The following is a 21491-nucleotide window of genomic DNA, read 5'->3' on the forward strand; positions in this document are numbered from 1 at the left end:
GGTTTTCAAATGCAATGCCCTTTATGGAAAGGCTTTCCCGAGGTGACGGGGGAGAAGCTGATGATCAGCTAGCAAAAGGGGCCTGAGAGCGGGGGCGTTGCACGGGGAAAGAGGCTTGCTGCACGGCCTCTCCTTTATAGGTGCTTGAGCCGATTTGTGACATAAAACAGAGAGATAGCACGCGTCTTGCTGGTAAAAACAGCGAACTGCTGCAATTTTGACTAAACGAATCAGTCGCGGTTATTTTAGGGTTGACAGCAAAGCGGGTGATGCCTATCATGCGCCTCCGTTGCCGGAGATAACTTCGTCAGCGCCGAGGTGAGTTGGGGTTATAGCTCAGCTGGGAGAGCGCTTGCATGGCATGCAAGAGGTCCGCGGTTCGATCCCGCGTAGCTCCACCAAATTCTCCTCGAACAATCTGGAATCAAAGGGGTTATAGCTCAGCTGGGAGAGCGCTTGCATGGCATGCAAGAGGTCCGCGGTTCGATCCCGCGTAGCTCCACCAGATTCCTGATTGTTGTACTGAATACCCAGGGCAGTGCGGTGTGTATCACCCAAGCCGACCTTTGTGGGGTTATAGCTCAGCTGGGAGAGCGCTTGCATGGCATGCAAGAGGTCCGCGGTTCGATCCCGCGTAGCTCCACCACTATTTAGGATGAATGGCCGCCAGAACCATTCATTCAGTACCGAATTTGGGGTTATAGCTCAGCTGGGAGAGCGCTTGCATGGCATGCAAGAGGTCCGCGGTTCGATCCCGCGTAGCTCCACCAAATTCAGAGTGACTGCCGGTCATTCACAAAAATCGGGGTTATAGCTCAGCTGGGAGAGCGCTTGCATGGCATGCAAGAGGTCCGCGGTTCGATCCCGCGTAGCTCCACCAAATTCTTGTTACAAGAAACAAAAAGGCCACCGCATCGCGGTGGCCTTTTTGTTTTCTCCATCATTTATTTTCTCCATACGCCCGCGCCTTTCATTTGTAAATCCAATGACCTGAATGAAAAAGCCCGCGAGACTCGCGGGCTTTGCTTGCACTATTCAGATGCGCTTGTGGTTAACGGCGACGTCGCCAGGCCAGCGGTAACAGGGCCAGCAGGCCGAGTCCCAGTGCACCACCGCCTGAGGAGGTGTCCGGTTTGGTGGCATCGCTCTCCAGTCTCAGGTCGACGATGATGGGATCATGGTCGGAGGCACTGAAGGGGTTGTCAGACTTGAGCAGGGAGCCGGTGTACTTGCTGCCGTATTCGAACAGGGAGCTTTCGAAGGAGTTGATGTGCCAGTCGGCGACACCAGCCACCTTGCTGGCCAGCGCCGGGTTGGCGAGGGCATAGTCCAGAGTGCCCAGCTCCCCGTCGTAGCTGTAGGAGATGGCTTTCTCCTTGTTGAATTTGACGTTGAGATCGATCAGGCCGTAGCTGCGAGTTACTTCGCGACCGAGCTGTTCATAGGACTGCTCACCGATAAAGGTGTGGGAGGCCGATACGATCTTCCGCTCGCTGGTGGCCGGGTTGTAGTCGGTCAGTACCCGGATCGGATCTTCCTTGGCGTAGGAGTTGAAGTCGCCTACCAGCAGCACCTGGCCCGGCAGTTTGTTGACCGCTTCACCCAGCACCTTGGCGGCAGAGACCCGGAACTCGGTGCACTTGCCCTGCAGGTCGGCCGGTTCTGTCTTGCCATCGCCATTTTCGTAGCAGCCTGACCCCTTGGATTTGAGGTGGTTGACCACCAGCGTCAGCGGCTCCTTGCTCTTGGCGAGGGTGAAGGTCTGAACCAGAGAATCGCGCTGACCGGCTGTCTTGGCCACACCACCAGTGGTGTAGCGCTGCTCCGGCAGCTTGATGACGCTGGCATCTCCGCTGGGGGTGAGCAGGGCAGGACGGTAGATCATCGCCACCATGATGGCGTCGCCGCCGAAGAACTTGCCATCGGTAAGTGCCTTGACCGGCAGGCGCACATAGGCGTAGTGTTTGCTCGCATCCTTCTGCTGTTCGTTGAGGCGGGTCACCAGATTGTGGAGGGCCGAGTTATCCTCGAAGCCGTTGTTCTCCATCTCCATCAGGCCGAGCAGATCGGCATCCATTGCGGTAATGGCATTGACGATCTTGGTGCGCTGTTTCTCGAACTCGGGCTGGCTCTTGGCACCCCGGTTGCAACCTTTGGCGTTGTCGGCATCCGCCTGATCCTTGCACAGGATATTGAGTGCACCGCCGATGCTGGAGTGACTGGTGAAGTAGTTGAGCACGTTGAAGCTGCCGATCCGCAGATCGCTGCCAGAGAGGCGAGTCGGCGCGTCTTGACGATCCTCTTCAGGGGTGCGCAGCAGGGCGCCGGCAGTCAGGGTGACATCGCTCGGTACCACCAGACGGAAGGCATCCTTGTTGTATACGATCACCCCCTCCAGCCCGGTCAGTTGATCACCGATGCGCAGATATCCCTGATCGGCATCCCAGCTCGGGAACCAGGGCAGTACGCCATCCGGCGCTTTGTAATCCGACTCGACTACCAGACGGTTGCTGCCATTTTTGGTGGCCAGTGCGACAGCGTCCGCACTGTTGGCAACATGAAGTTGGGTCGGTTTGATCAGCGGGGTTTTGTGGGCCAACTCTACGTTGTTGCGCTCGACCTTGTAGTCGAAGCCATAGTTGCGGGTCAGGTGCAGGTCACTGCTGCTGTCGAGACGTACCCGCATCCCTTCGTGGCGATTGAGCGCTTGCGCCAGCGTCTCCCCTTCATTCACCTGCAATACGCTGGTCGGCACATTCAGCCCTTGTGCGGTGACTTGCAAGTGGGCTTTTTTGGTGGCCTTGTCGACTAACGGGGTCAGCTGGGTGCCGCCGTAAAACTCTTGCACCTGTGCTTCCAGACAGACTTCGCTCCCCGGTTTGATGTCTTTATATTTGGTTGCGAAGTCCTTGTCGTTCAGATAGACAAAGATGCCATCAGAGGTGGCCGGATTGCCATCGCCCACCGGGTCTGTCAGATAGAAACCCTTGGTCAGGCTTTGGCCCAGCGTCGTCACGATACCGCGAACGTTGAAGGTGCCCGTGCTGATTTTACCGGTCACATTGCCGTTCTTGTCGGTCACGGTCTGGGTGGCCAGCGCGCTGGCGGAGCCTGTGCCCTGAATGGTCGGGATGGGGGTGAGTTGAGCCGGATCGGACGGGCAGACAAATGCCGCATGGGCGCCTGAGGATGCAAGTGCCAGCCCCACGGCCAGCGACAGCAGGGTACGAGTACCTTTCATAGGTGTTCCTTTTTTATTTTTGCCAGTGATTCCATAGCCTTGGCTCGTTGACCAAGGGCGCGCATTGTCACATTTCTGGCATGTCATACCAGTGAGCCAACGCACATTAAATGAATCTGGGAAGGTGCGGGAAAGCGTTTTTATGATCCCAGTAACGATATGATTTTTTTGATAATTCAATCAATTTTAACCCTGTGATCATGACGCTTTCGTGGCAGGGGATAATTCTCTTTGAGAATAAAGATTGAGGGGATCTTGTCGCCTTCCTATACTGGGTTCGTTCCTCACGGAACCCAGGTAAAGGGCAAACCGGCAGTGATGTCGGGGCGCAATGCTTCCGGTCTCGATCGTGGATCCAGATAGCGGGGTTTCCCTGGGTGAGGGGTGGTTTTTGTGGCAGGTCCATTGCCAGTTGTCTGCGCCCATCATGCAGGTTGCGATTGTTCTTTGCCTTGGTGACCAAGCCAAGACAAAACAAGGAAGATAACAATATGCAACAGTTCCTGAGGCCCAGCCGGCTTGCCGTGCTGGTGGCCATCGCTGCCATGCCCGCCTGGGCGCAGGCAGCCTATCCCGCCTACAAGGCCGGTACTGCCTACAAAGCCGGTGACATCGTCAGCAATGCCGGCGCCCTCTATGAATGCAAAGAGTTCCCCTACTCGGGTTGGTGCGGGGCATCCCCCTATCACTATGAACCCGGTGTCGGGGTGGTCTGGGCGGATGCCTGGAAGCTCTACGGCGGCGAAGTGCCGCCACCGGCGCTCGGCGTGGCCGTCAGCTCTCCGGCTGCCGGTGCCAGCTTCAACGAAGGTGCCAGCGTGGCGCTGGCGGTGACCCTGAGTGGCCCGGTGACGGCGCTGGTTCGGGTGGAATACCTTATCGACGGCAAGCTTGCTGCCACGGCCAGCGCCTCGCCCTGGGGCGCCAGCTGGAGTGCTGCGGGCGTTGGGGCGCATGCCCTGAAAGCGCGGGCGCTGGATAAGGATGGCAAGGTACTGAGCGAGGCTGATTCGAGCTTCAACGTTGCCGCAGTGGTAGCGCCAGAGGCGCCCAAGGTGAGCATCAGCAGCCCGGCAAGTGGTGCCAAGGTAACGCTGGGTCGCAGCGTGGCGGTGAGCGGCAACGTCACCGATGCCAACAACGATGTGACCAAAGTCGAGCTGTTTGTCGATGGCAAGAAGGTAGGGGAAGACAATGCCGCCCCTTGGCAGGTCAACTGGACGCCCGATGCCAAGGGCAGTGCCGCCCTCAAGCTGGTTGCCACCGACAAAACCAATCTGAGCGGCGAGTCGGCGGCAGTGAACGTCACTGTCGAGGAGGCCGCGCTGCCGCCATCCGGTGGCAACCTCTCCTGCGATATCCGCCAGATCTATCGTCCTGATGGCTACGAGTGCATGGGGGATGACCATGCCCGCCGGGTCATCGGCTACTTCACCTCCTGGCGCACCGGCAAGAATGGCCTGCCCGCCTATCTGGTGAGCGACATTCCGTGGAGCAAGATCACCCACATCAACTACGCCTTCGCGGCGGTAGACGAGCAGAGCCACACCATCAGGGTGGATGATTCGGCGACCAAGATGACCTGGGATGGCGTGCCGGGTGCCGAGATGGATCCGGAGTTCGCCTACAAGGGGCACTTCAACCTGCTGTCGAAGTTCAAGAAGCAGTATCCGGACGTGAAAACCCTGATCTCGGTCGGGGGCTGGGCCGATACGCGCGGCTTCTACACCGCTACCACCAAGGGCGACTGCTCGGTCAACACCGATGGCATCAATGCGCTTGCCACGTCGGCGGTGAGTTTTATCCGTCAGTACGGTTTTGACGGGGTCGATATCGACTACGAATACCCCACCTCCATGAAGGATGCGGGCAACCCCAACGACTTCCCGCTCTCCAACCAGTGCCGCAGCAAGCTCTTTGCCAACTACAAGGTGATGATGCAGACCCTGCGCAGCAAGCTGGATACGGCGGGCAGCGAGGATGGCCGCAAGTACATGCTGACCATCGCCTCGCCAGCTTCCGCTTATCTGCTGCGCGGCATGGAGAACTTCCAGGTCACCCAGTACCTCGACTACGTCAACCTGATGACCTACGACTTCCACGGTGCCTGGAACCACTTTGTCGGCCACAACGCCGCCCTGTTTGACAACAAGGCAGACGCCGAGCTGGCGCAGTGGGGCGTCTACACCCAGAAAGAGTTTGGCGGCATCGGCTACCTCAACGCAGCCTGGTCTGCTCACTACTTCCGTGGTGCGCTGGCTGCCGGCAAGATCAACGTGGGTGTGCCCTATTACACCCGCGGTTGGCAGGGGGTCAGCGGTGGCACCCACGGTCTGGGCGGCAAGGCAGCACTGCCGAGTCAGAGCAATTGTCAGCCGGGTACCGGTGGCGGCACCATTCCGTGTGGTAACGGGGCGGTCGGCATCGACAACATCTGGCACGATCTGGACAAGAACGGCAAGGAGATCGGCGGTGGCGCCGTCCCCATGTGGCATGCCAAGAACCTGGAGCACGCAGCCGATTTGGGGATCACCAGCATGCCGAGCTACGGCCAGGCCTGGGGTCTGGATCCCAACAACCCGGCCCATGTGATGCAGGGCAAGTATGTCCGTTACTACGACGACAAGGCTCATGCTCCCTGGCTGTGGAACGAGGAGAAAAAGGTGTTCCTCTCCACCGAGGATGAGGAGTCCATGGGTCACAAGCTCGACTACATCGTCAATCGTGGTCTGGGTGGCGTGATGTTCTGGGAGATGGCGGGTGACTACGCCTACGATCCGGTGAAAAAAGAGTACGGAATGGGGGATACCCTGACCACGCTCGCCTACGACAAGTTTGCCAAGGCGAGCAAGTACAACGCCAGGCAGAACGAGCTGGCAGCTCCGGCGGCCCAGCTCGACATCGCGGTGAGCCTCTCCGGCTTCAAGGAGGGTGATTCCAACTATCCGATCAACCCGACCCTGAAGCTCACCAACAACTCGACCCAGACCATTCCGGGCGGCGCCCGCATCGAGTTCCTGGTGCCCACCTCTACCTCTGACACCATCACCGACCAGAGCGGGATGGGGCTGAAAGTAGTGGAGAGCGGCGGCAACGACAACTCGGAAGGCATTGCCAATGAGAAGGACTTCCACAAGGTCGCCATGAACCTGCCGGGATGGCAGACCCTGGCACCGGGGGCCGAGATTGAAGTCGCCATGACCTACTACCTGCCCGCCGCTGGCGTGCCGAGCGGTATGCGCATCATCAGCGGCAGCCAGACCATTGGTCTCAAGGCCGAGTTCCCGACCCTGCCGGAGGCCGTGCTGGGCTCGGGTGGCGGCGAGAATCCGGGTACCAGCTGCAGCAGCCAGAACGTTAATCCGGCGGCCTACAAGGCCTATCCGATCTGGCCGCAGGGGGATCATGCCAATGGCGGCGATCGCATCACCCATAACAAGGTGGTGTGGCAAGCAAACTGGTGGACCAGCAGCGAGCCCAAGGCAACCGATGGCAGCTGGAAGTCTGTCTGTAGCTATTGATTTTAAAATCAATGAGATAAGTGAGGCTTCGGCCTCACTTTTTTTGTCTGGTTGGTCGCTCTGGTTGAAAATGCGCCTGCCTTTCCTGGCGGGCAGCCTCTATAATAGAGTCGATTAATAATCAGATGGATATCAGCGTATGGCGAGTATATTGGATTCCGTTGATCAACGAACTCAACTGGTGGGTGAAAACCGCCTCGAGTTGTTGATGTTTCGTCTCGGCACCCGTCAGATGTTCGCCATCAACGTCTTCAAGGTACGGGAAGTGGTCAAGTTGCCCCATCTGAGCAAGATGCCGGGCTCCCATCACAATATCAGCGGGGTGGCCAATATCCGCGGTACCTCGATCCCGGTGATCAACCTGCGCAGCGCCATCGGCATGCGTCCCATGCCCATCGACAGTGAATCCAACCTCATCATCACCGAGTACAACCGCACCATTCAGGGCTTTCTGGTGGGGCAGGTGGCCAACATCGTCAACATGACCTGGAAGGATATACTGCCGCCGCCACGCTCCGCCGGGCGCGCCAACTACCTCACCGCCATCACCCGCATTCCCGAAGATGGAGTGGATCAGATCGTTGAGATCATCGATGTGGAGAAGGTGCTGGCGGAGATCATCACTTATGACATCCGCATCTCCGAAGAGGTGCTGGATCGGGAGATCCTGCCCGAGATGCATGGCCGCAAAGTGCTGATCGTCGATGACTCCAGCACCGCCCGCAATCTGGTGCGCGAGACCCTGGGCCAGCTTGGGCTTGAGGTGATCGAGTGTCAGGATGGTTTGCAGGCGCTGACCCTGCTCAAGGGGTGGTGCGATGCTGGCAAGAAGGTGACCGACGAGATCCTGCTGATGATCACCGATGCCGAAATGCCGGAGATGGACGGCTACCGCCTGACCCACGAGGTGCGCAGTGATCCGCGTATGTCCGATCTCTTTATCACCCTCAACACCTCCCTGAGCGGCAATTTCAACGAAGCCATGGTCAAGAAGGTGGGGTGTGACCGCTTTATCTCCAAATTCCAGCCCGACTTGCTGGTCGGTGTGGCGCAGGAGCGGCTGCGTCAGGTGCTGGAAAGCTGAGAAGCTGCCTGCCGGTTATGCTAAATCAATAACAAAACATCCCGCTGAAGCGGGATGTTTTGTTATTGGGTATTGGCGATGGATTGGGTGAATCAAGGTGCCAAGCAGAGATCGTCGACTGCCCAAAACATCCGATTTTGGCGGGATATTTTGTTATGGGATATTGGTGATAGACGGCGGGCTTATTGGCTGAGCAGCGGCTCCATAAAGCGGGCGACTTTATCGCGGATTTGGGGCTGGGCCGCCGGGGTGGATGAATACCATCGTTCATCATAAGTTCAGGGCGCAGCGCAATATCATCCATAAAGAAGGGGAGCAGCGGCAGATCGTTAGCCTGGGCCAGCTCGGGAAAGATCTGTTCGAACTGGCGCAGATAGCGGGCACCGTAGTTGCGGGGCAGCTGGATTTGGGTCAACACCACACGGGTCTGCTGCTCCTTGGCGAGCGCGATCATGCTGGCCAGATTTTGGCGGGTAATGGTCGGTGCGAAGCCACGCAGGCCATCGTTGCCCCCCAGTTCGATCAGCAGCCAGTCCGGCTTGTGCTCCTTCAGCAGAGCGGGCAGACGGGCCAGCGCCCCTTGTGTCGTTTCACCGCTGATGCTGGCATTGAGCAGGGTGTGTTTGCCCCCCTCCTCCTGCCATTTCTGGTTTAGCAGGGCGGGCCAGCTCTGCTCAACCTGCATCTGATAGCCGGCGCTCAGGCTGTCTCCCAGCACCAGCAGGGTCTGGGCCTGAGCCGACGAGAGCAGGCTGCCGAGGCCAACGAACAAGACAAACAGAATACGCACCATCAATTCAACTCCCGCTATGGATTGTCATCAAGGGATTGGAACAAAGGATACAGAGCATGAGTTCAACCCCCATTATTGTCGTCAAGGGCCTCGGCAAATCGGTTCGCCTCGGCCAGGAAAGCCTCACCATCCTTGAAGGGATCGATCTGCAAGTCAATAGCGGCGAGACGGTGGCGCTGGTCGGTGCCTCCGGCTCCGGCAAGTCCACCCTGCTGGGGCTGCTGGCCGGGCTCGATCTGCCGAGTCAGGGGGATATCGAAATCCTCGGCAAATCTCTCGGTGAGCTGGATGAGGAGGGGCGGGCCCGATTGCGCGCCGAGCAGATCGGTTTTGTGTTCCAGTCGTTCCTGCTGCTCCCGACCATGACGGCGCTGGAGAATGTGATGCTGCCCGCCGAGCTGCGCGGCGAGCGGGATTGCGAACCAAGAGCTCGCGAGCTGCTGGCGGCAGTCGGGCTTGGCGAGCGCTTGCACCATCTGCCGCCACGGCTCTCTGGCGGCGAGCAGCAGCGGGTGGCCATCGCCCGCGCCTTTATGACCCGTCCAAGCCTGCTGCTGGCGGACGAGCCGACCGGCAACCTCGACAGCAAGACCGGCGAGAAGGTGATCGAGCTGCTGTTTGAACTCAATCGCAAGCACGGCACCACGCTAGTGGTGGTAACCCATGACCATCAGCTGGCCGAACGCTGCCAGCGGCAACTGGTCATGACGGCGGGTCGGCTGGATCGCGAGGTGGCCCATGATGTGGTGTAACGGGGTGAGCTGCGGGTCAGGCGGGAGATGCAAGGGATGATGCAGTGGCGATTGGGATGGCGACTGCTTCGCCGGGAAGGTTTCAGCGGCGAGCTGCGCTGGTTTGTGCTGGCGCTGGCTCTGAGCGTGGCGTGCGTCTTGAGTGTGGCATTGGTGGCGGATCGGCTCGATGCCGGACTCAAGGCGTCGGGCCGCGACTTTATCGGAGCGGATCGGGTGCTGCGCACCGCCGCCGCCCTGCCGGAGGGCTGGCTAGCCCGGGCTAAACAGGATGGCTTGGCGGTGCAGACCACCGTCAGCTTCAACAGCATGCTGTTTCACGGTGATACGTTGCAGCTTGCCTCCATTCGGGCGGTGCCAGACGGTTTTCCCTTTTACGGCAAGCTCACTCTGGAACCTGCCCGCGCCCCGGCTCCCGGCGAGATCTGGCTCTCCGCCCGGGTGATGCAGCTGCTCAAGGCCAAAACGGGGGATGAGCTGGAGGTGGGTAATACGGTGCTCAAGGTGGCAGGCCTGCTTGGCGAGGAGCCCGATCAGGGCTTCAGCCCCTTCCTGCTGGCGCCGCGTGCGCTGATCCACAGTGCCGATATCGAGGCGACCGGAGCCCTGCTCCCCGGCAGCCGCCAGCAGTGGCGCTATCTGTTCAAGGGGCCGCGAGAGTCGCTAGCCCGTTACGAGCAATGGTTGTTGCCGCAATTGCAGGCCGGACAGAAGTGGATCAAACCGGATGACAGCGAATCCCAAGTGGGTCGCTCGCTGGCCAATGCCGAGCGTTTCTTCCGGCTTGCCTCGCTAAGCGGGGTGTTGCTGGGGGCGTTGGCGATGGGTATTGCGGTGCGCCACTTTGCCGAGCGCCAGACCAATATGGTGGCGCTGCTCAAGACCCTGGGGGCATCCCGTCGCTCGCTCTGGCAACTGATGGGAACCCTGCTGCTGTCGCTGACGCTGATTGGTGCGTTGCTGGGTCTGGTGGCGGGCACAGCCATGCAGTGGATCACCTTGCAGTTGCTGGGGGACCTGCTGCCGCCGGATCTGCCGCCCCCCTCCTGGCGCCCCTTTGCGCTGGGGGTGGCGGTAGCGCTCTTTATCACCCTGTTGCTCGCTTTTGTGCCCTTCTTGCGGCTGCTGAAGGTGCCGCCGCTGCGGGTATTGCGCCGGGAGCTGGAGGCGGGGATTCCCCCTTGGCTGGCCCTGCCGGTCGGCCTGTTCGGGCTGTTTGCGCTGGTCTGGGGCTTTACCGCCGATGTGCGGCTGGCGCTGGGTCTGGTGGGTGGCATGGGCTTGCTGATGGGGCTGTTGGCCCTGCTGGCAGCACTGATGTTGCGGTTGGGGGCGAGAGTGAGCGGGCCTCATGCCTTGCGGCTGGCGCTGGCCCACCTGTCGCGCGAGCGCAGTAGCGGCCTGTTTCAGCTGGCGGGCTTTGCGCTGGCGCTGATGCTGTTTGGCTTGCTCTGGGCGGCCCGGGTCGATCTGCTGGATGAGTTTTCGGCACGTCTCCCCGTCGATGCGCCCAACCGTTTTCTGGTTAATGTGGCCGAGAACGAGCGGGAGGTGATCCTGAGCGAGCTGGCGGCAGCCGGGGCCAACACCTCCGACTTCTACCCCATGGTGCGCGGCAGGCTGACCCATATCGCCGGTGAGGCGGTGGGCGAGGGGGCGAGTAGTGGTCGTGAAGGGGTCGATCGGGAGCTTAACTTCACTACCACGGCGACCCTGCCAATCGACAACAAGCTGGTGGCCGGTAAATGGCTTGCCGGGCCCGGCGAGGTGTCGGTGGATAGCGAGCTGGCCAAGCGGCTCGATATCAAGTTGGGGGACATGCTCGCCTTTACTATCGAGGGGCGCAGCTTTGGCGCCAGGGTCACCAGTTTGCGCAGCATCAAGTGGGACAACATGCGCCCCAACTTCTACATGATCTTCTCCGAGGATCTGCTGGCACCCTTCTCCCGTACCTGGCTTGGTAGTTACCGATTGCCCGAGGCGGGGCGCTCTGCCGAGGTGGAGTTGATCCGCCGCCACCCCACGGTGAGTCTTATCGATGTGGATGACCTGATTGCGCGGCTCACTCAGGTATCGGAGCAGGTGAGCCGGGCGCTGGCGCTGATGTTGGGGCTGGTGACTGTGGCTGCGCTGCTGGTGCTGCTGACCCAGACCCAGGCCAGCATGGCTCAGCGTCGGCGCGAGCTGTTGCTGATGCGCACCCTGGGTGCCAGCAGCGACCTGCTGAAAAAGATGCTGCGCTGGGAGCTGGTGGCCAGTGGTGCGCTGGCGGGGCTCTGTGCCGCCATGGTGGTGGAGCTCTGCTCCTTTGGCTTGCAGTGGTGGTGGTTCGAGGGGCAGTGGCAGTTCCACTGGGCCATCTGGCTCGGTCTGCCGACGCTGGGGGCCTTGCTGGTGACGCTGGCCGGGCAGGGGATGCAGCGCCAGCTGCTGGCTGGCACCCTGAGCGATCGGCTGCGGGGTCTGGGTCAGGGGTTGTTGTAATCCCGCCAGAACGAGTCGATGCCACAAGGTGCAATAGCGCAGCCACCATAAACAAGCAGCCCGGCCATTGGCCGGGCTGCTTGCTATATGAGGTGCTGACGAGTGGACGCAGCGAGCGGGTGTGAGTTAGCGGGGCTCACGCAGCAGATTGGTGAGGGCGCTCGGCAGCTCGGGATAGCTGAAGTGAAAACCGGCCTGTTGCAGCCGTGCTGGTATCACCTTTTGTCCGGTCAGCAGCAGATCGGCCGCTTCACCCATCACCAGTTGCAGCAGGGGGGCGGGCACGAAAAAGATGTGCGGGCGGTGCAGCGTGGTGGCAAGGGTCTGGCTGAACTCCCGGTTGCTGACCGGATGGGGCGCAGTGCCGTTGAAGATGCCGCTACACTCCTCATGCTCCAGCAGGAACAGCATGGCACGCACCAGATCCTGCACATGGATCCAGCTCATCATCTGGCTGCCTGACCCCATGGGGCCGCCGAGCCCGAGTCTATAGGGGGGGAGCATTTTGGGCAGGGCGCCGCCATCCATGCCAAGCACCAGCCCGATCCGCACGATACAGACCCGTGTCTGGCGGCTCTGGGCCTCCTGCGCCAGGGTCTCCCACTGCTGGCAGAGCTGGTGGGTAAACTCGTCGTTGGGAGAGCGGCACTGCTCGTCGAGGGTTTCGGTGCCCTGTCTGCCATACCAGCCGATGGCGGAGGCGTTGATCAGCACCTTGGGCGGTGTGCTGGATAGCTTGATGAGATCTACCAGTTGCTCGGTCAGTAGCCACCGGCTATCGCAGAGCAGCTGTTTGCGCGACTCGCTCCAGCGTCCGGCGGCGATGGGTTCGCCGGCCAGATTGATCACCGCATCCACGTCATTGAGGTCATCAAGCCGGTCGAGGTTATCCAATACCTTGATATCGTGGCCGAGCAGGGAGTAAGCGCGGCTCCCCTGCCTGCTCAATACCACGACCTCGTGATTGACCTTGAGATGGGCAACCAGCTTGCGGCCGATAAAGCCGGTCCCTCCGGTAATAAGAATCTTCATCGCTGCACGCTCCTGCTGCCGTTTGCTCTACTCTAATGGCGTCGTCCTCCTGCAACAAGTGGACGAGTTTGGCATGTTTTGTTCGCTCGACTGGTTTTAACTCTATCCTCTTCTTACGACATATTGTTGAACAATAGTTTGAATTGATTGATTTTTGTTGGGTGGACATTTGTTGATCAATCGCTATTATGGCGACCCTTTTCGCCTGTCCACCGAGGCTGTCACCCATTATCCGAGTATCAAAGAGGCCGCCATGCCATTTCGTCGTTTGAAACTTCGCCAGCTTTACTCGAGGATTCTTTTGGCGCTGCTGATGGGGGGCGGGATCCTGCTGCTGGGGGTTGTTGCCGTTATCTGGCAGACCGTGACGGAGACAGAGCGTGATGCCGATTCACGGTTGCAGCATGCCCGTGTGATGTTTGAGCGCTCCATCGGCCATGCCCAGCAGGCGGCCATCAATGTGAAGGGGATGCTTGGTCACTCCTGCAAGGAGGCGGCACAACTGCTGCGCGAACAGGTGGCCACGGTGCCTTATGTCCGTTCCGCCAATCTGGCTGTCGGCAGCCACATCTACTGCACCTCGCTCTATGGTGACTACGATGGCCCCTTCAATCCCGACCGCTATGTGGATGGCAGGTTGCAACTGCTGCCTGGCAATGAGGTCACACCGGATCGCCCCTTGATCGTGCTGCGTCATGAAACGGACAAGGGGAGTGTGCTGATCGGTGTAGATGGCTACTACCTGCGCAATACCCTGGAGATCTCCAGCAAGAACTCCCCGATGGCTCTGGTGGTGGGGCAGAGGGCACTGTTTGGCTCAGGTCAGGTCGGGGCGGCGCCCTCTCCGACAGAAGAGGGTTATATTGCCCTCGCTTCGGCTGATTTCCCCTATCAGGTCGTCACCCAGGTCACGGTGCATGACTACTGGAGCCACGCATGGCGATACTCCAGATATACCTTGATCCTCTCTCCGTTGCTGGCGCTGCTGATTGGATTCGGCACCTTCAGGCTGATGGGGCGTAGCAGCTCGCCAGCGGAGGAGCTAAAGCGGGCGTTGATCGAAGAGGAGTTTATCCCCTACCTGCAGCCAGTGGTCTCCGGTGAGGATGAGCAGTGGCGTGGCTGTGAGGTGCTGATGCGCTGGCAGCATCCCAAGCAGGGGATGATCTCGCCGGATCGCTTTATTCCGCTGGCGGAAGATAGCGGGTTGATCGTGCCCATGACCAGCCTGTTGATGGCGCAGGTGCGCGATCACTTCTCCCCTTATGCCCGCAAGTTGCCGGCCAAGTTCCATTTTTGCTTCAATATCAGCGCCAAACACTTTCAGGATCTCGACCTGTTGGCTGACTGCAAGGCCTTTCTCGACGCGTTTAAGGAGAATCCCGTTGATTTGGGGCTGGAGCTGACTGAGCGTGAACTGCTGGTGGCTGATGAGACAACGGCTCAGATGTTTGCCGAATTGCGCAAACTGGGCGTGTTGATCTCTATCGATGATTTTGGTACCGGTCACTCCAGTCTCACCTATCTGCAACAGTTTCAGGTAGATGCACTCAAGATTGATCGGAGCTTTGTGGAGATGATCGGCACGGATGCACTCTCCAGCCATATCGTTGAAAACGTGATTGATCTGGCGAAGCGACTTGAATTGATCCTGATCGCTGAGGGGGTCGAGAAGCAGTCGCAGGCGGACTACCTGCGGGCGCGCCACGTTGACTATCTGCAAGGGTATCGTTACAGCCGCCCCATCCCGATGAAGCAGTTTTGCAAGACTCTGTTTGGCTGAATGGTTGAACGGTTGAATGGTTGAATGGTTGAACGGTTGAATGGGGGAGCATAAAAAAACCAGCGATCGCTCGCTGGTTTTTTGTTGGTACGGTTTGGCTTGGGCGTTCAGAGCATGCGCTGGAGGGCGCGGGCCAAGCGTTTAACCCCCTCCTCGATGGTCGCTTCATCGACGCAGGAGAAGCTCAGGCGCAGGGTGTTCTTGATCTCGGGGCGCACGTAGAAGGGGGCGCCGGGTACGAAGGCCACCTTCTCCTTGATCGCCTCGTCAAACAGCGCCATGGCACTGATGTGGGCTGGCAGGGTCAGCCAGAGGAACATACCCCCTTCCGGTCGGGTGTAGCTGACACCGGGCGGGCAGTGACGGGCCAGCGCGGCCTCCATGGCGGCACGCTGGCGACCATAGACCTCCTTGATCTTCTCCAAGTGAGCGTCGAGGGAGTTGTCGGTCAGGAAGCGGTGCAGCACCTGCTGGCTGAAGGCGTTGCTGTGCAGATCGGTCGCCTGCTTGGCGATGGTCACCTTCTTGCGCAGCCAGTCCGGCATTACCATCCAGCCCAGCCGGAAGGCGGGCACCACGGTTTTCGAGAATGAGCCGAGCAGCACGGTATTGTTTGGCGCCAGCTTGGCAATGGGGGGCAGATGCTCGCCCTCGAAGCGCAGCTCGCCGTAGGGATCATCTTCCACCATCAACAGCTCGTGGCTGATCAGCCGCTCCGCCAGTGCCTCGCGGTTGGCACGACTGTAGGAGACACCGCTCGGGTTCTGGAAGTTGGGCACGCCGTAGAGCAGCTTGGCATTGGAGCCGCTTGCCAGCAGCGCATCCAGCGCCGCCAGGTCCAGCCCCTCTTCTTCAAGGGTGATCGGCTTGAAGGTGGGCTGGTAGACAGAAAAGGCCTGAATGGCGCCAAGGTAACCCGGCTCTTCGATGATGAGATCCTGACCCTCGTCGATCAGAACCTTGCCCAGCAGATCCAGCGCCTGCTGGGAGCCGCTGGTGATCAGGATGTTGTCCGGATTGACCTGCATGCCGTGGCGGGCCAGATAGCGGTCGGCAATATATTGGCGCAGCGGGGCGAAGCCTTCGGTCGCCGCATATTGCAGGGCAGCAGCCCCTTGCTCGCGCAGTACATCCTGACAGGCCTGATCGATCGCCTTGACCGGAAACAGGTGGGGATTGGGCAGGCCACCAGCGAAGGAGATGATCTCCGGATTGGCGGCAACTTTGAGGATTTCACGGATAAAGGAAGGTTCAACCTTCTCGAAGCGCTGGGCAAAAAACGGCTGCATAGACAATTCTCTCGGCATGTGGGCGGTCGCTCCATTCGACCGCCAGGTTATCCGTTTGTATCAGATTTCAGAAATGAGGCAATGATTGTCACAAAAATCGCCAAAAAAGGGCTGGAACGACTCTACTGCGGATTATATTGGACGGTTAGTCGGTGTGGTGATGCCACTGAGGGAGCAGGGAAGTGGATGGCCGGAATATTTGTTGCGCGAAACACTTGCGCCTTGGGCCTATCTTGGGATAATTCGCTCCCCTGTTTTCGCGGGTCGATGAAATGCCGAGCCGCGAGCGGTCCCGCTCGGGATCGGACACAAGATGTATTACCCGGATTGATGAAATAACGAGACCATTATGCCTGTGACCCAAGATGTATTTAACGAAGACGGCAAGTTCATGCGCAAGATCCGCAGCTTTGTCCGTCGCGAAGGCCGCCTGACCAAAGGGCAGGAGAAGGCCCTGGAAGAGCTTTGGCCGGTCATGGGCATCGATTTCGAGCCAAAGCAGCTCGATCTGGTCGCGCTGTTTGGCCGTGAAGCACCTGTAGTGCTGGAGATCGGCTTTGGCATGGGCGCCTCTCTGGTGGAGATGGCCAAGAATGCCCCCGAGAAGAACTTCATCGGCATCGAAGTGCACTCCCCGGGCGTGGGTGCCTGTCTGGGCACCGCTCAGGAAGCGGGCGTCACCAATCTGAAAGTGATCTGCCACGATGCGGTGGAAGTGCTGGAGCACATGATCCCGAACGGTTCACTCTCCTGCCTGCAGCTCTTCTTCCCGGATCCCTGGCACAAGAGCCGTCACCACAAGCGTCGCATCGTACAGCCTGCGTTTGCCCAGGATATTCGCCAGAAGCTGGCCATCGGTGGCGTGTTCCACATGGCGACCGATTGGGAAAACTATGCCGAGCACATGCTGGAAGTGATGAGCGCCGCCGAGGGTTACGAGAACACCTCTGCCACCGGCAACTGGGTGCCGCGTCCGGACTGGCGTCCGCTGACCAAATTTGAGCAACGTGGCCACCGTCTCGGCCACGGGGTTTGGGATCTGATTTTCAAGCGTGTCAGCTAAGCTGGCACGTCAACACACCTAGCGTATCAACTAACTTGAGGAGCTATCATGGCCAATCGTAGCCGCCGCCTGCGCAAGAAACTGCGCGTCGATGAATTCCAGGAAATGGGTTTCGACATCAGTTTCAACTTCCCGGTCGGCACTGCCGAAGAGACCATCGATGCGGTAGTCGATGCGATGATCGATGAGGTTGTTGAACCCCGTAAACTGGCTTTTGCCGGCTCCGGTCACCTGGCCTGGGAAGGGATGATCTGCACCCAGCAACTGGGCAAGTGTACCGAAGAAGACCGCGCCGCCGTCAAATCCTGGCTGGAAGGCAAGGGGATGGAAGCCGTGGTCGTTACCGAGCTGTTCGACCTCTGGTACGGTGAACCGGCCTGATACAAGGCTGCCGCATCTGGCGCCTTGTTGTGGGTAACTGAAAAATCCCGCCGCTGGCGGGATTTTTGTCAGTGGGGATGGGATCTCCACCGCTGTTTTAGTCATGGAATCGCTTATTGCTTATGGTGTTGTCATCCGAATTACTGGCTAGCATCCTTGAAGAGGTGCGCCCGTTGCTGGGACAAGGCAAGGTGGCCGACTACATTCCGGCACTGGCTCAGGTGCCTGCCGATCGGCTGGGTATCGCAGTCTGTACCGTCGAGGGGGAGCTGTTCACCGCCGGTGACGCTTTTGAACCCTTCTCCATCCAGAGTATTTCCAAGGCCCTGAGCCTGACCCTGGCACTCACTCTCTATCAGGAGGAGGAGATCTGGGCCCGTGTCGGCAAGGAGCCCTCCGGCCAGCCCTTCAACTCGCTGGTACAGCTCGAGTTCGAGCAGGGGATCCCCCGCAACCCCTTTATCAATGCCGGAGCGCTGGTAGTGAGCGATCTGCTGGAGACCCGCCTCACTGCGCCGCGTCAGCGAACCCTCGAGCTGGTGCGCCGTCTTTCCGGCAATCCGGCCATTATGGCGGATCAGGTGGTCGCCCGCTCCGAATATCAGCACTCTGCCCGCAACGCCGCTATCGCCTATCTGATGAAGGCCTATGGCAACTTCGAAAACGAAGTGGACAAGGTGCTGCAAAGCTACTTCAATGCCTGTGCCATTCGCATGAGCTGCGTTGATCTGGCGCGGGCATTCATCTATCTGGCCAACCGTGGTGTGCCACTGGGCGAGAGCGTGCCGCTGCTGCCCGCCCGCACCACCAAGCAGGTCAACGCCCTGCTCGCCACCTGCGGTCTCTATGATGAGGCGGGCGATTTTGCCTATCGTGTCGGCATGCCGGGCAAATCGGGTGTCGGCGGCGGTATCATCGCCCTGATCCCGGGCGAGCTCTGCGTCTGTGTCTGGTCGCCCGAGCTCAACAAAGCCGGCAACTCGCTGGCGGGCACGGCGGCGCTGGAGCTGCTGGCCGAGCGGCTGGGTCGCTCCATTTTTTAACCTTGTTCACTATGAATCGAGAAATCACCATGAAACGACATCTTCGCTTCCTGCAGGCCGCGTTGGCGGCCTTACTGCTCTGGTGTGCCCTGCCCGCCGTGGCAGGGGAGTTGCCACCGCTCTCGCTGGCCGATGCCAAGGCCAAACAGGCTGTCATCCTGGATACCCGCGCCAGCTACTTCTATCAGGGGTGGCCGATGGAAGGGGAGAAGCAGGGCGGCCATGTGGCGGGCGCCGAGAACCTCTCTGCCGAGTGGAAATACAGCGATGAAGAGTGGCCAAAGGCGCTCGAGATCAAGGGGCTGAAGGCCGATCGTCCGGTTGCCCTCTATGGCGCGTCCCGCGAAGTGGCCGAGGTGGCCCGTCTGCTGCGCAAACAGGGGATCAAGCAGCTGTTCGAGCTGCAAGGGTGGCAAGCCGCACCGCGCGAGTCGCTGGCACGCTGGCAGCAGCTGGTCTATCCGCGCTGGCTGGCGGATCTGCAAGAGGGCAAGCCGGTTGCCGCGGCGCCCAAGGGTGACTGGAAGCTGTTTGAAGTGGATTGGGGTTCACCCAAGGCCTACCTCATCAGCCACATCCCGGGGGCCGGTTATATCGATACCAACAGCCTCGAAGAGGAGCCGCTGTGGAACAAGGTCTCTGACGAAGCGCTCAAGAAGCTGCTGCTGGATAACGGCATCCGTCACGACACCACCGTCATCCTCTATGGTCGCAACACCATGGCGGCTGCCCGTGCTGCGCACCTGATGATGTATGCGGGGGTGGAAGATGTGCGCCTGCTGGACGGTGGCCTGGATGCCTGGTTTATCCAGCACCTGCGTACCGAAACCGGTCTGCCCAACAAATATGAGCCGGTGAAGGAGTTTGGCGTGGCCATTCCCGCTCACCCCGAGTACTACACCACGCTAAGTCAGGCTAAAGAGCTGCTCAAGCAGCCCGATAGCGCGCTGGTCAGCGTGCGCACCTGGGACGAGTTTGTCGGCAACACCTCAGGTTACAGCTACATCAAGCCGAAGGGCGATATCCCGGGGGCCAAGTGGGGTCACGGCGGCGTCGATGCCAACAGCATGAGCGATTTCCACAACCCGGACGGCACCATGAAGCCGGCCCGCGAGATCCTCGCCATGTGGGACCAGTGGAACATCGAGCCAACCCAGCAGGCTGCGTTCTACTGCGGTACCGGCTGGCGCGCCTCCGAGGCCTTCTTCTACGCCTGGCTGATGGACTGGAAACAGATCAGCGTCTACGACGGCGGTTGGTACGAGTGGAGCATGGATCCCAAGAACCCGACCGTGACCGGTGAGCGTCAGCCAGCCAAGTCATGATTGCGCGCTAGCGCTGAAAAGAAGAGGCCGGACAGAGATGTTCGGCCTTTTTCATTGCGCTCGCCACCCGGCCAGATAGCGAGGCTAAGTCGCTGATTATTGACGGCGATCCCGCTTTGCTCATCGCGTCATCCCGTGCCGTGCGATTGAACTAGGCTTCAAGAAACATCCTCGTGGTGAGGATGATCGCAGAAGAGGCCGCAATGAAAAAACTGATGATGATCCTGGTGTGCGCCCTGGGGCTGGTGGCATGCAGCTCCCAATACATCATGAGCACCAAGGATGGCAAGATGATCACCACAGAGAGCAAGCCCAAGCTGGACGAGAGTACCGGCATGTATCGCTATTACGATCATGAAGGGCGCGAGGTGATGATCAAGAAAGATGACGTGACCCAAATCATGGAGCGCTAAGCGCTCTCTTGCCGCAAGGGCCGCTATCTGCGGCTCTTCTCTTTTTGCCGAAAAGTCGCGCTGTTTTCTCTGTTTATCCCCGCACATTCGCAGCAAATTCAGCCGTGATACAGCTTCCGTTATGGTTTAACCCTTATCATCACACTCCATTTTTTATTGGAGGTGTTATGTCCTTGATGTCTATCTGGAATTCCCGTTTTTCTGCACGCAGCTTGCTGGGTGGTGCCTTGCTGGTGGTGGCGTCAGCCAGCCATGCCGGTGACGATCAGTTCACGCTGGGGCGGACTATTTTGCTGGGAGCCGGTGATCATGGTGCGACAATTCCTTTGGTGGTTTGCCGTCAGACCAAATATATCAAGGTGAAGGCGGAGCGTGATTTGACCCTGGATCGGGTGGTGGTGACCTATGGTGGTGATCGTACCAAGACCATTCGTTTCGATCGGGAAATGAGCAGTGATAAAGAGACCGAGTGGAAATCACTGGGCTCGCGTCGCTGTGTGAAAAAAATCGAAGTGTATGGTAATTCAGAGCGCAGCAAAGCGGGCGTAAAAGTATTCGGCCGCAAATAATTGATGCGGTTTTTCTGCGCAGACAGATGAGTTAAAAATAATGGCGAGCCGTGGCTCGCCATTATTTTTTATGGTCGGGTTCGCTATTTTTTCGGCCGAAACGGCTTGATGACGGTTTCATCGCACTCGAGATACGGCCCTTCCATCAAATCGATACAGTAGGGGATGGCGGGGAAGACGGCATCCAGACATTCGCGGATTGATTTGGGCTTGCCCGGCAGATTGACGATCAGGGTATCGTCGCGCAGCCCGGCTGTCTGGCGCGACAGAATGGCGGTCGGCACAAACTTGAGGGATTCGGCCCGCATCAGCTCGCCAAAGCCCGGCATCATGCGATCACATACCGCCTCGGTCGCTTCCGGCGTGACATCCCGCTTGGCCGGACCGGTGCCGCCTGTGGTGACGATAAGGCAACACTGCTCCTCATCCGCCAGTCGGATCAGGGTCGCTTCAATCTGCTCCTGCTCATCGGGGATCACCTGATAGACAGGTTCCCACTCTGAGGTCAGATAGGCGTTCAGGGTGTCGATGATGGCCTTGCCGGAGAGGTCTTCATAGATGCCCGCGCTGGCGCGATCGCTGACGGTGACGATACCGATTTTTGCCTTGCTCATGGTCTGCTCTTGAATGTCCGATAAAAGTGGCAATTAAAATAACATAATCAGTGAGATATGTTAAACCGTCAGAAGATGATGCGGGGCGGTGAGGGAAGAATAAA

The 21491-nt window shown here is 59.3% G+C and carries 15 protein-coding genes, 5 tRNA genes, 1 pseudogene and 1 riboswitch; of the genes and pseudogenes, 16 read left to right on the forward strand and 5 right to left on the reverse strand.

Annotated features, from left to right (window positions below; genetic code table 11):
• Positions 1-325: 325 nt before the first annotated feature.
• From ACTG27_RS21615 to ACTG27_RS21635, 5 genes are all read left to right on the forward strand, one after another.
• Positions 326-401: transfer RNA gene (locus ACTG27_RS21615), tRNA-Ala, on the forward strand.
• Positions 402-429: 28 nt separating this feature from the next.
• Positions 430-505: transfer RNA gene (locus tag ACTG27_RS21620), tRNA-Ala, on the forward strand.
• A 65-nt stretch (positions 506-570) separates the two neighbouring features.
• Positions 571-646, forward strand: a tRNA-Ala gene (locus tag ACTG27_RS21625).
• Positions 647-694: 48 nt separating this feature from the next.
• Positions 695-770, forward strand: a tRNA-Ala gene (locus ACTG27_RS21630).
• A gap of 34 nt (positions 771-804) precedes the next feature.
• Positions 805-880 (forward strand) — tRNA-Ala (locus tag ACTG27_RS21635).
• Between the two features lie 171 nt (positions 881-1051).
• Here ACTG27_RS21635 and ACTG27_RS21640 read toward each other — a convergent pair.
• The gene (locus ACTG27_RS21640; protein ID WP_111901220.1) at positions 1052-3241 is read right to left on the reverse strand and encodes an ExeM/NucH family extracellular endonuclease; all 2190 of its coding nucleotides are present in this window, start codon (positions 3239-3241) and stop codon (positions 1052-1054) included.
• Between the two features lie 293 nt (positions 3242-3534).
• Positions 3535-3617, forward strand: a riboswitch (cyclic di-GMP riboswitch).
• Positions 3618-3732: 115 nt separating this feature from the next.
• On the opposite strand from ACTG27_RS21640, the gene ACTG27_RS21645 reads away from it, so the two are divergent.
• Positions 3733-6762 (forward strand): glycosyl hydrolase family 18 protein, encoded by a 3030-nt coding sequence (locus ACTG27_RS21645; RefSeq protein WP_439980443.1) that lies wholly within the window; start codon positions 3733-3735, stop codon positions 6760-6762.
• 139 nt (positions 6763-6901) lie between these two features.
• Positions 6902-7846, forward strand: a complete 945-nt coding sequence (locus tag ACTG27_RS21650; protein WP_005335238.1) for a chemotaxis protein CheV — start codon at positions 6902-6904, stop codon at positions 7844-7846.
• Between the two features lie 182 nt (positions 7847-8028).
• On the opposite strand, the pseudogene ACTG27_RS21655 reads toward ACTG27_RS21650, so the two are convergent.
• Positions 8029-8639, reverse strand: a pseudogene (locus ACTG27_RS21655) (arylesterase).
• 56 nt (positions 8640-8695) lie between these two features.
• Between ACTG27_RS21655 and ACTG27_RS21660 the strand changes: the two are divergent.
• Together ACTG27_RS21660 and ACTG27_RS21665 are read left to right on the forward strand one after the other, a co-directional pair.
• Positions 8696-9391 carry an ABC transporter ATP-binding protein gene (locus ACTG27_RS21660; protein WP_019446439.1) on the forward strand — a complete coding sequence of 232 codons (696 nt, stop codon included), beginning with the start codon at positions 8696-8698 and terminating at the stop codon, positions 9389-9391.
• A 36-nt stretch (positions 9392-9427) separates the two neighbouring features.
• Complete coding sequence (locus ACTG27_RS21665) at positions 9428-11875, forward strand: ABC transporter permease (protein WP_439980445.1); 2448 nt, start codon at positions 9428-9430, stop codon at positions 11873-11875.
• A 126-nt stretch (positions 11876-12001) separates the two neighbouring features.
• Here ACTG27_RS21665 and ACTG27_RS21670 read toward each other — a convergent pair whose 3' ends face one another.
• The gene (locus tag ACTG27_RS21670) at positions 12002-12907 is read right to left on the reverse strand and encodes a TIGR01777 family oxidoreductase (protein ID WP_047438091.1); all 906 of its coding nucleotides are present in this window, start codon (positions 12905-12907) and stop codon (positions 12002-12004) included.
• A gap of 253 nt (positions 12908-13160) precedes the next feature.
• Here ACTG27_RS21670 and ACTG27_RS21675 point away from each other — a divergent pair, with 253 nt between their 5' ends.
• Positions 13161-14690 (forward strand): EAL domain-containing protein, encoded by a 1530-nt coding sequence (locus tag ACTG27_RS21675; protein ID WP_439980447.1) that lies wholly within the window; start codon positions 13161-13163, stop codon positions 14688-14690.
• Positions 14691-14797: 107 nt separating this feature from the next.
• On the opposite strand, the gene ACTG27_RS21680 is transcribed toward ACTG27_RS21675, so the two are convergent.
• A complete protein-coding gene (locus tag ACTG27_RS21680) occupies positions 14798-15979 on the reverse strand; it encodes an aminotransferase-like domain-containing protein (RefSeq protein ID WP_227274211.1) in 1182 nt (393 codons plus the stop codon).
• 349 nt (positions 15980-16328) lie between these two features.
• Here ACTG27_RS21680 and trmB point away from each other — a divergent pair, with 349 nt between their 5' ends.
• The 6 genes from trmB (at position 16329) to ACTG27_RS21710 (ending at position 20773) form a co-directional block, all read left to right on the forward strand.
• Complete coding sequence (gene trmB / locus ACTG27_RS21685) at positions 16329-17042, forward strand: tRNA (guanosine(46)-N7)-methyltransferase TrmB (RefSeq protein ID WP_005335228.1); 714 nt, start codon at positions 16329-16331, stop codon at positions 17040-17042.
• Between the two features lie 48 nt (positions 17043-17090).
• A complete protein-coding gene (locus tag ACTG27_RS21690) occupies positions 17091-17423 on the forward strand; it encodes a YggL family protein (protein WP_005348158.1) in 333 nt (110 codons plus the stop codon).
• Between the two features lie 122 nt (positions 17424-17545).
• The gene (glsB, locus tag ACTG27_RS21695) at positions 17546-18466 is read left to right on the forward strand and encodes a glutaminase B (RefSeq protein ID WP_005348151.1); all 921 of its coding nucleotides are present in this window, start codon (positions 17546-17548) and stop codon (positions 18464-18466) included.
• Between the two features lie 29 nt (positions 18467-18495).
• On the forward strand, positions 18496-19791 hold the full coding sequence (locus ACTG27_RS21700) for a sulfurtransferase (protein ID WP_439980449.1): 1296 nt from the start codon (positions 18496-18498) through the stop codon (positions 19789-19791).
• A 203-nt stretch (positions 19792-19994) separates the two neighbouring features.
• A complete protein-coding gene (locus ACTG27_RS21705; RefSeq protein WP_005335219.1) occupies positions 19995-20204 on the forward strand; it encodes a YgdI/YgdR family lipoprotein in 210 nt (69 codons plus the stop codon).
• Between the two features lie 167 nt (positions 20205-20371).
• Positions 20372-20773, forward strand: coding sequence for a DUF2541 family protein (locus ACTG27_RS21710; RefSeq protein WP_005335217.1), 402 nt, complete (start codon positions 20372-20374; stop codon positions 20771-20773).
• 83 nt (positions 20774-20856) lie between these two features.
• On the opposite strand, the gene mog is transcribed toward ACTG27_RS21710, so the two are convergent.
• Positions 20857-21387 carry a molybdopterin adenylyltransferase gene (gene mog, locus ACTG27_RS21715; RefSeq protein WP_005348144.1) on the reverse strand — a complete coding sequence of 177 codons (531 nt, stop codon included), beginning with the start codon at positions 21385-21387 and terminating at the stop codon, positions 20857-20859.
• Positions 21388-21491: the final 104 nt, after the last annotated feature.

The sequence above is a fragment of the Aeromonas sp. 97A genome (genome assembly GCF_051919185.1).
Taxonomy (GTDB): domain Bacteria; phylum Pseudomonadota; class Gammaproteobacteria; order Enterobacterales; family Aeromonadaceae; genus Aeromonas; species Aeromonas veronii.

What these genes read in the sequence shown, in the direction of transcription:
- ACTG27_RS21660 (WP_019446439.1), top strand. Translation starts at nt 8,696, where the DNA reads ATGAGTTCAACCCCCATTATTGTCGTCAAGGGCCTCGGCAAATCGGTT.
- glsB (WP_005348151.1), top strand. Translation starts at nt 17,546, where the DNA reads ATGGTGTTGTCATCCGAATTACTGGCTAGCATCCTTGAAGAGGTGCGC.
- ACTG27_RS21705 (WP_005335219.1), top strand. Translation starts at nt 19,995, where the DNA reads ATGAAAAAACTGATGATGATCCTGGTGTGCGCCCTGGGGCTGGTGGCA.
- ACTG27_RS21675 (WP_439980447.1), top strand. Translation starts at nt 13,161, where the DNA reads ATGCCATTTCGTCGTTTGAAACTTCGCCAGCTTTACTCGAGGATTCTT.
- ACTG27_RS21640 (WP_111901220.1), bottom strand. Translation starts at nt 3,241, where the DNA reads ATGAAAGGTACTCGTACCCTGCTGTCGCTGGCCGTGGGGCTGGCACTT.
- ACTG27_RS21670 (WP_047438091.1), bottom strand. Translation starts at nt 12,907, where the DNA reads ATGAAGATTCTTATTACCGGAGGGACCGGCTTTATCGGCCGCAAGCTG.
- ACTG27_RS21710 (WP_005335217.1), top strand. Translation starts at nt 20,372, where the DNA reads ATGTCCTTGATGTCTATCTGGAATTCCCGTTTTTCTGCACGCAGCTTG.
- ACTG27_RS21680 (WP_227274211.1), bottom strand. Translation starts at nt 15,979, where the DNA reads ATGCAGCCGTTTTTTGCCCAGCGCTTCGAGAAGGTTGAACCTTCCTTT.
- ACTG27_RS21700 (WP_439980449.1), top strand. Translation starts at nt 18,496, where the DNA reads ATGAAACGACATCTTCGCTTCCTGCAGGCCGCGTTGGCGGCCTTACTG.
- mog (WP_005348144.1), bottom strand. Translation starts at nt 21,387, where the DNA reads ATGAGCAAGGCAAAAATCGGTATCGTCACCGTCAGCGATCGCGCCAGC.
- ACTG27_RS21645 (WP_439980443.1), top strand. Translation starts at nt 3,733, where the DNA reads ATGCAACAGTTCCTGAGGCCCAGCCGGCTTGCCGTGCTGGTGGCCATC.
- ACTG27_RS21650 (WP_005335238.1), top strand. Translation starts at nt 6,902, where the DNA reads ATGGCGAGTATATTGGATTCCGTTGATCAACGAACTCAACTGGTGGGT.
- ACTG27_RS21690 (WP_005348158.1), top strand. Translation starts at nt 17,091, where the DNA reads ATGGCCAATCGTAGCCGCCGCCTGCGCAAGAAACTGCGCGTCGATGAA.
- trmB (WP_005335228.1), top strand. Translation starts at nt 16,329, where the DNA reads ATGCCTGTGACCCAAGATGTATTTAACGAAGACGGCAAGTTCATGCGC.
- ACTG27_RS21665 (WP_439980445.1), top strand. Translation starts at nt 9,428, where the DNA reads ATGATGCAGTGGCGATTGGGATGGCGACTGCTTCGCCGGGAAGGTTTC.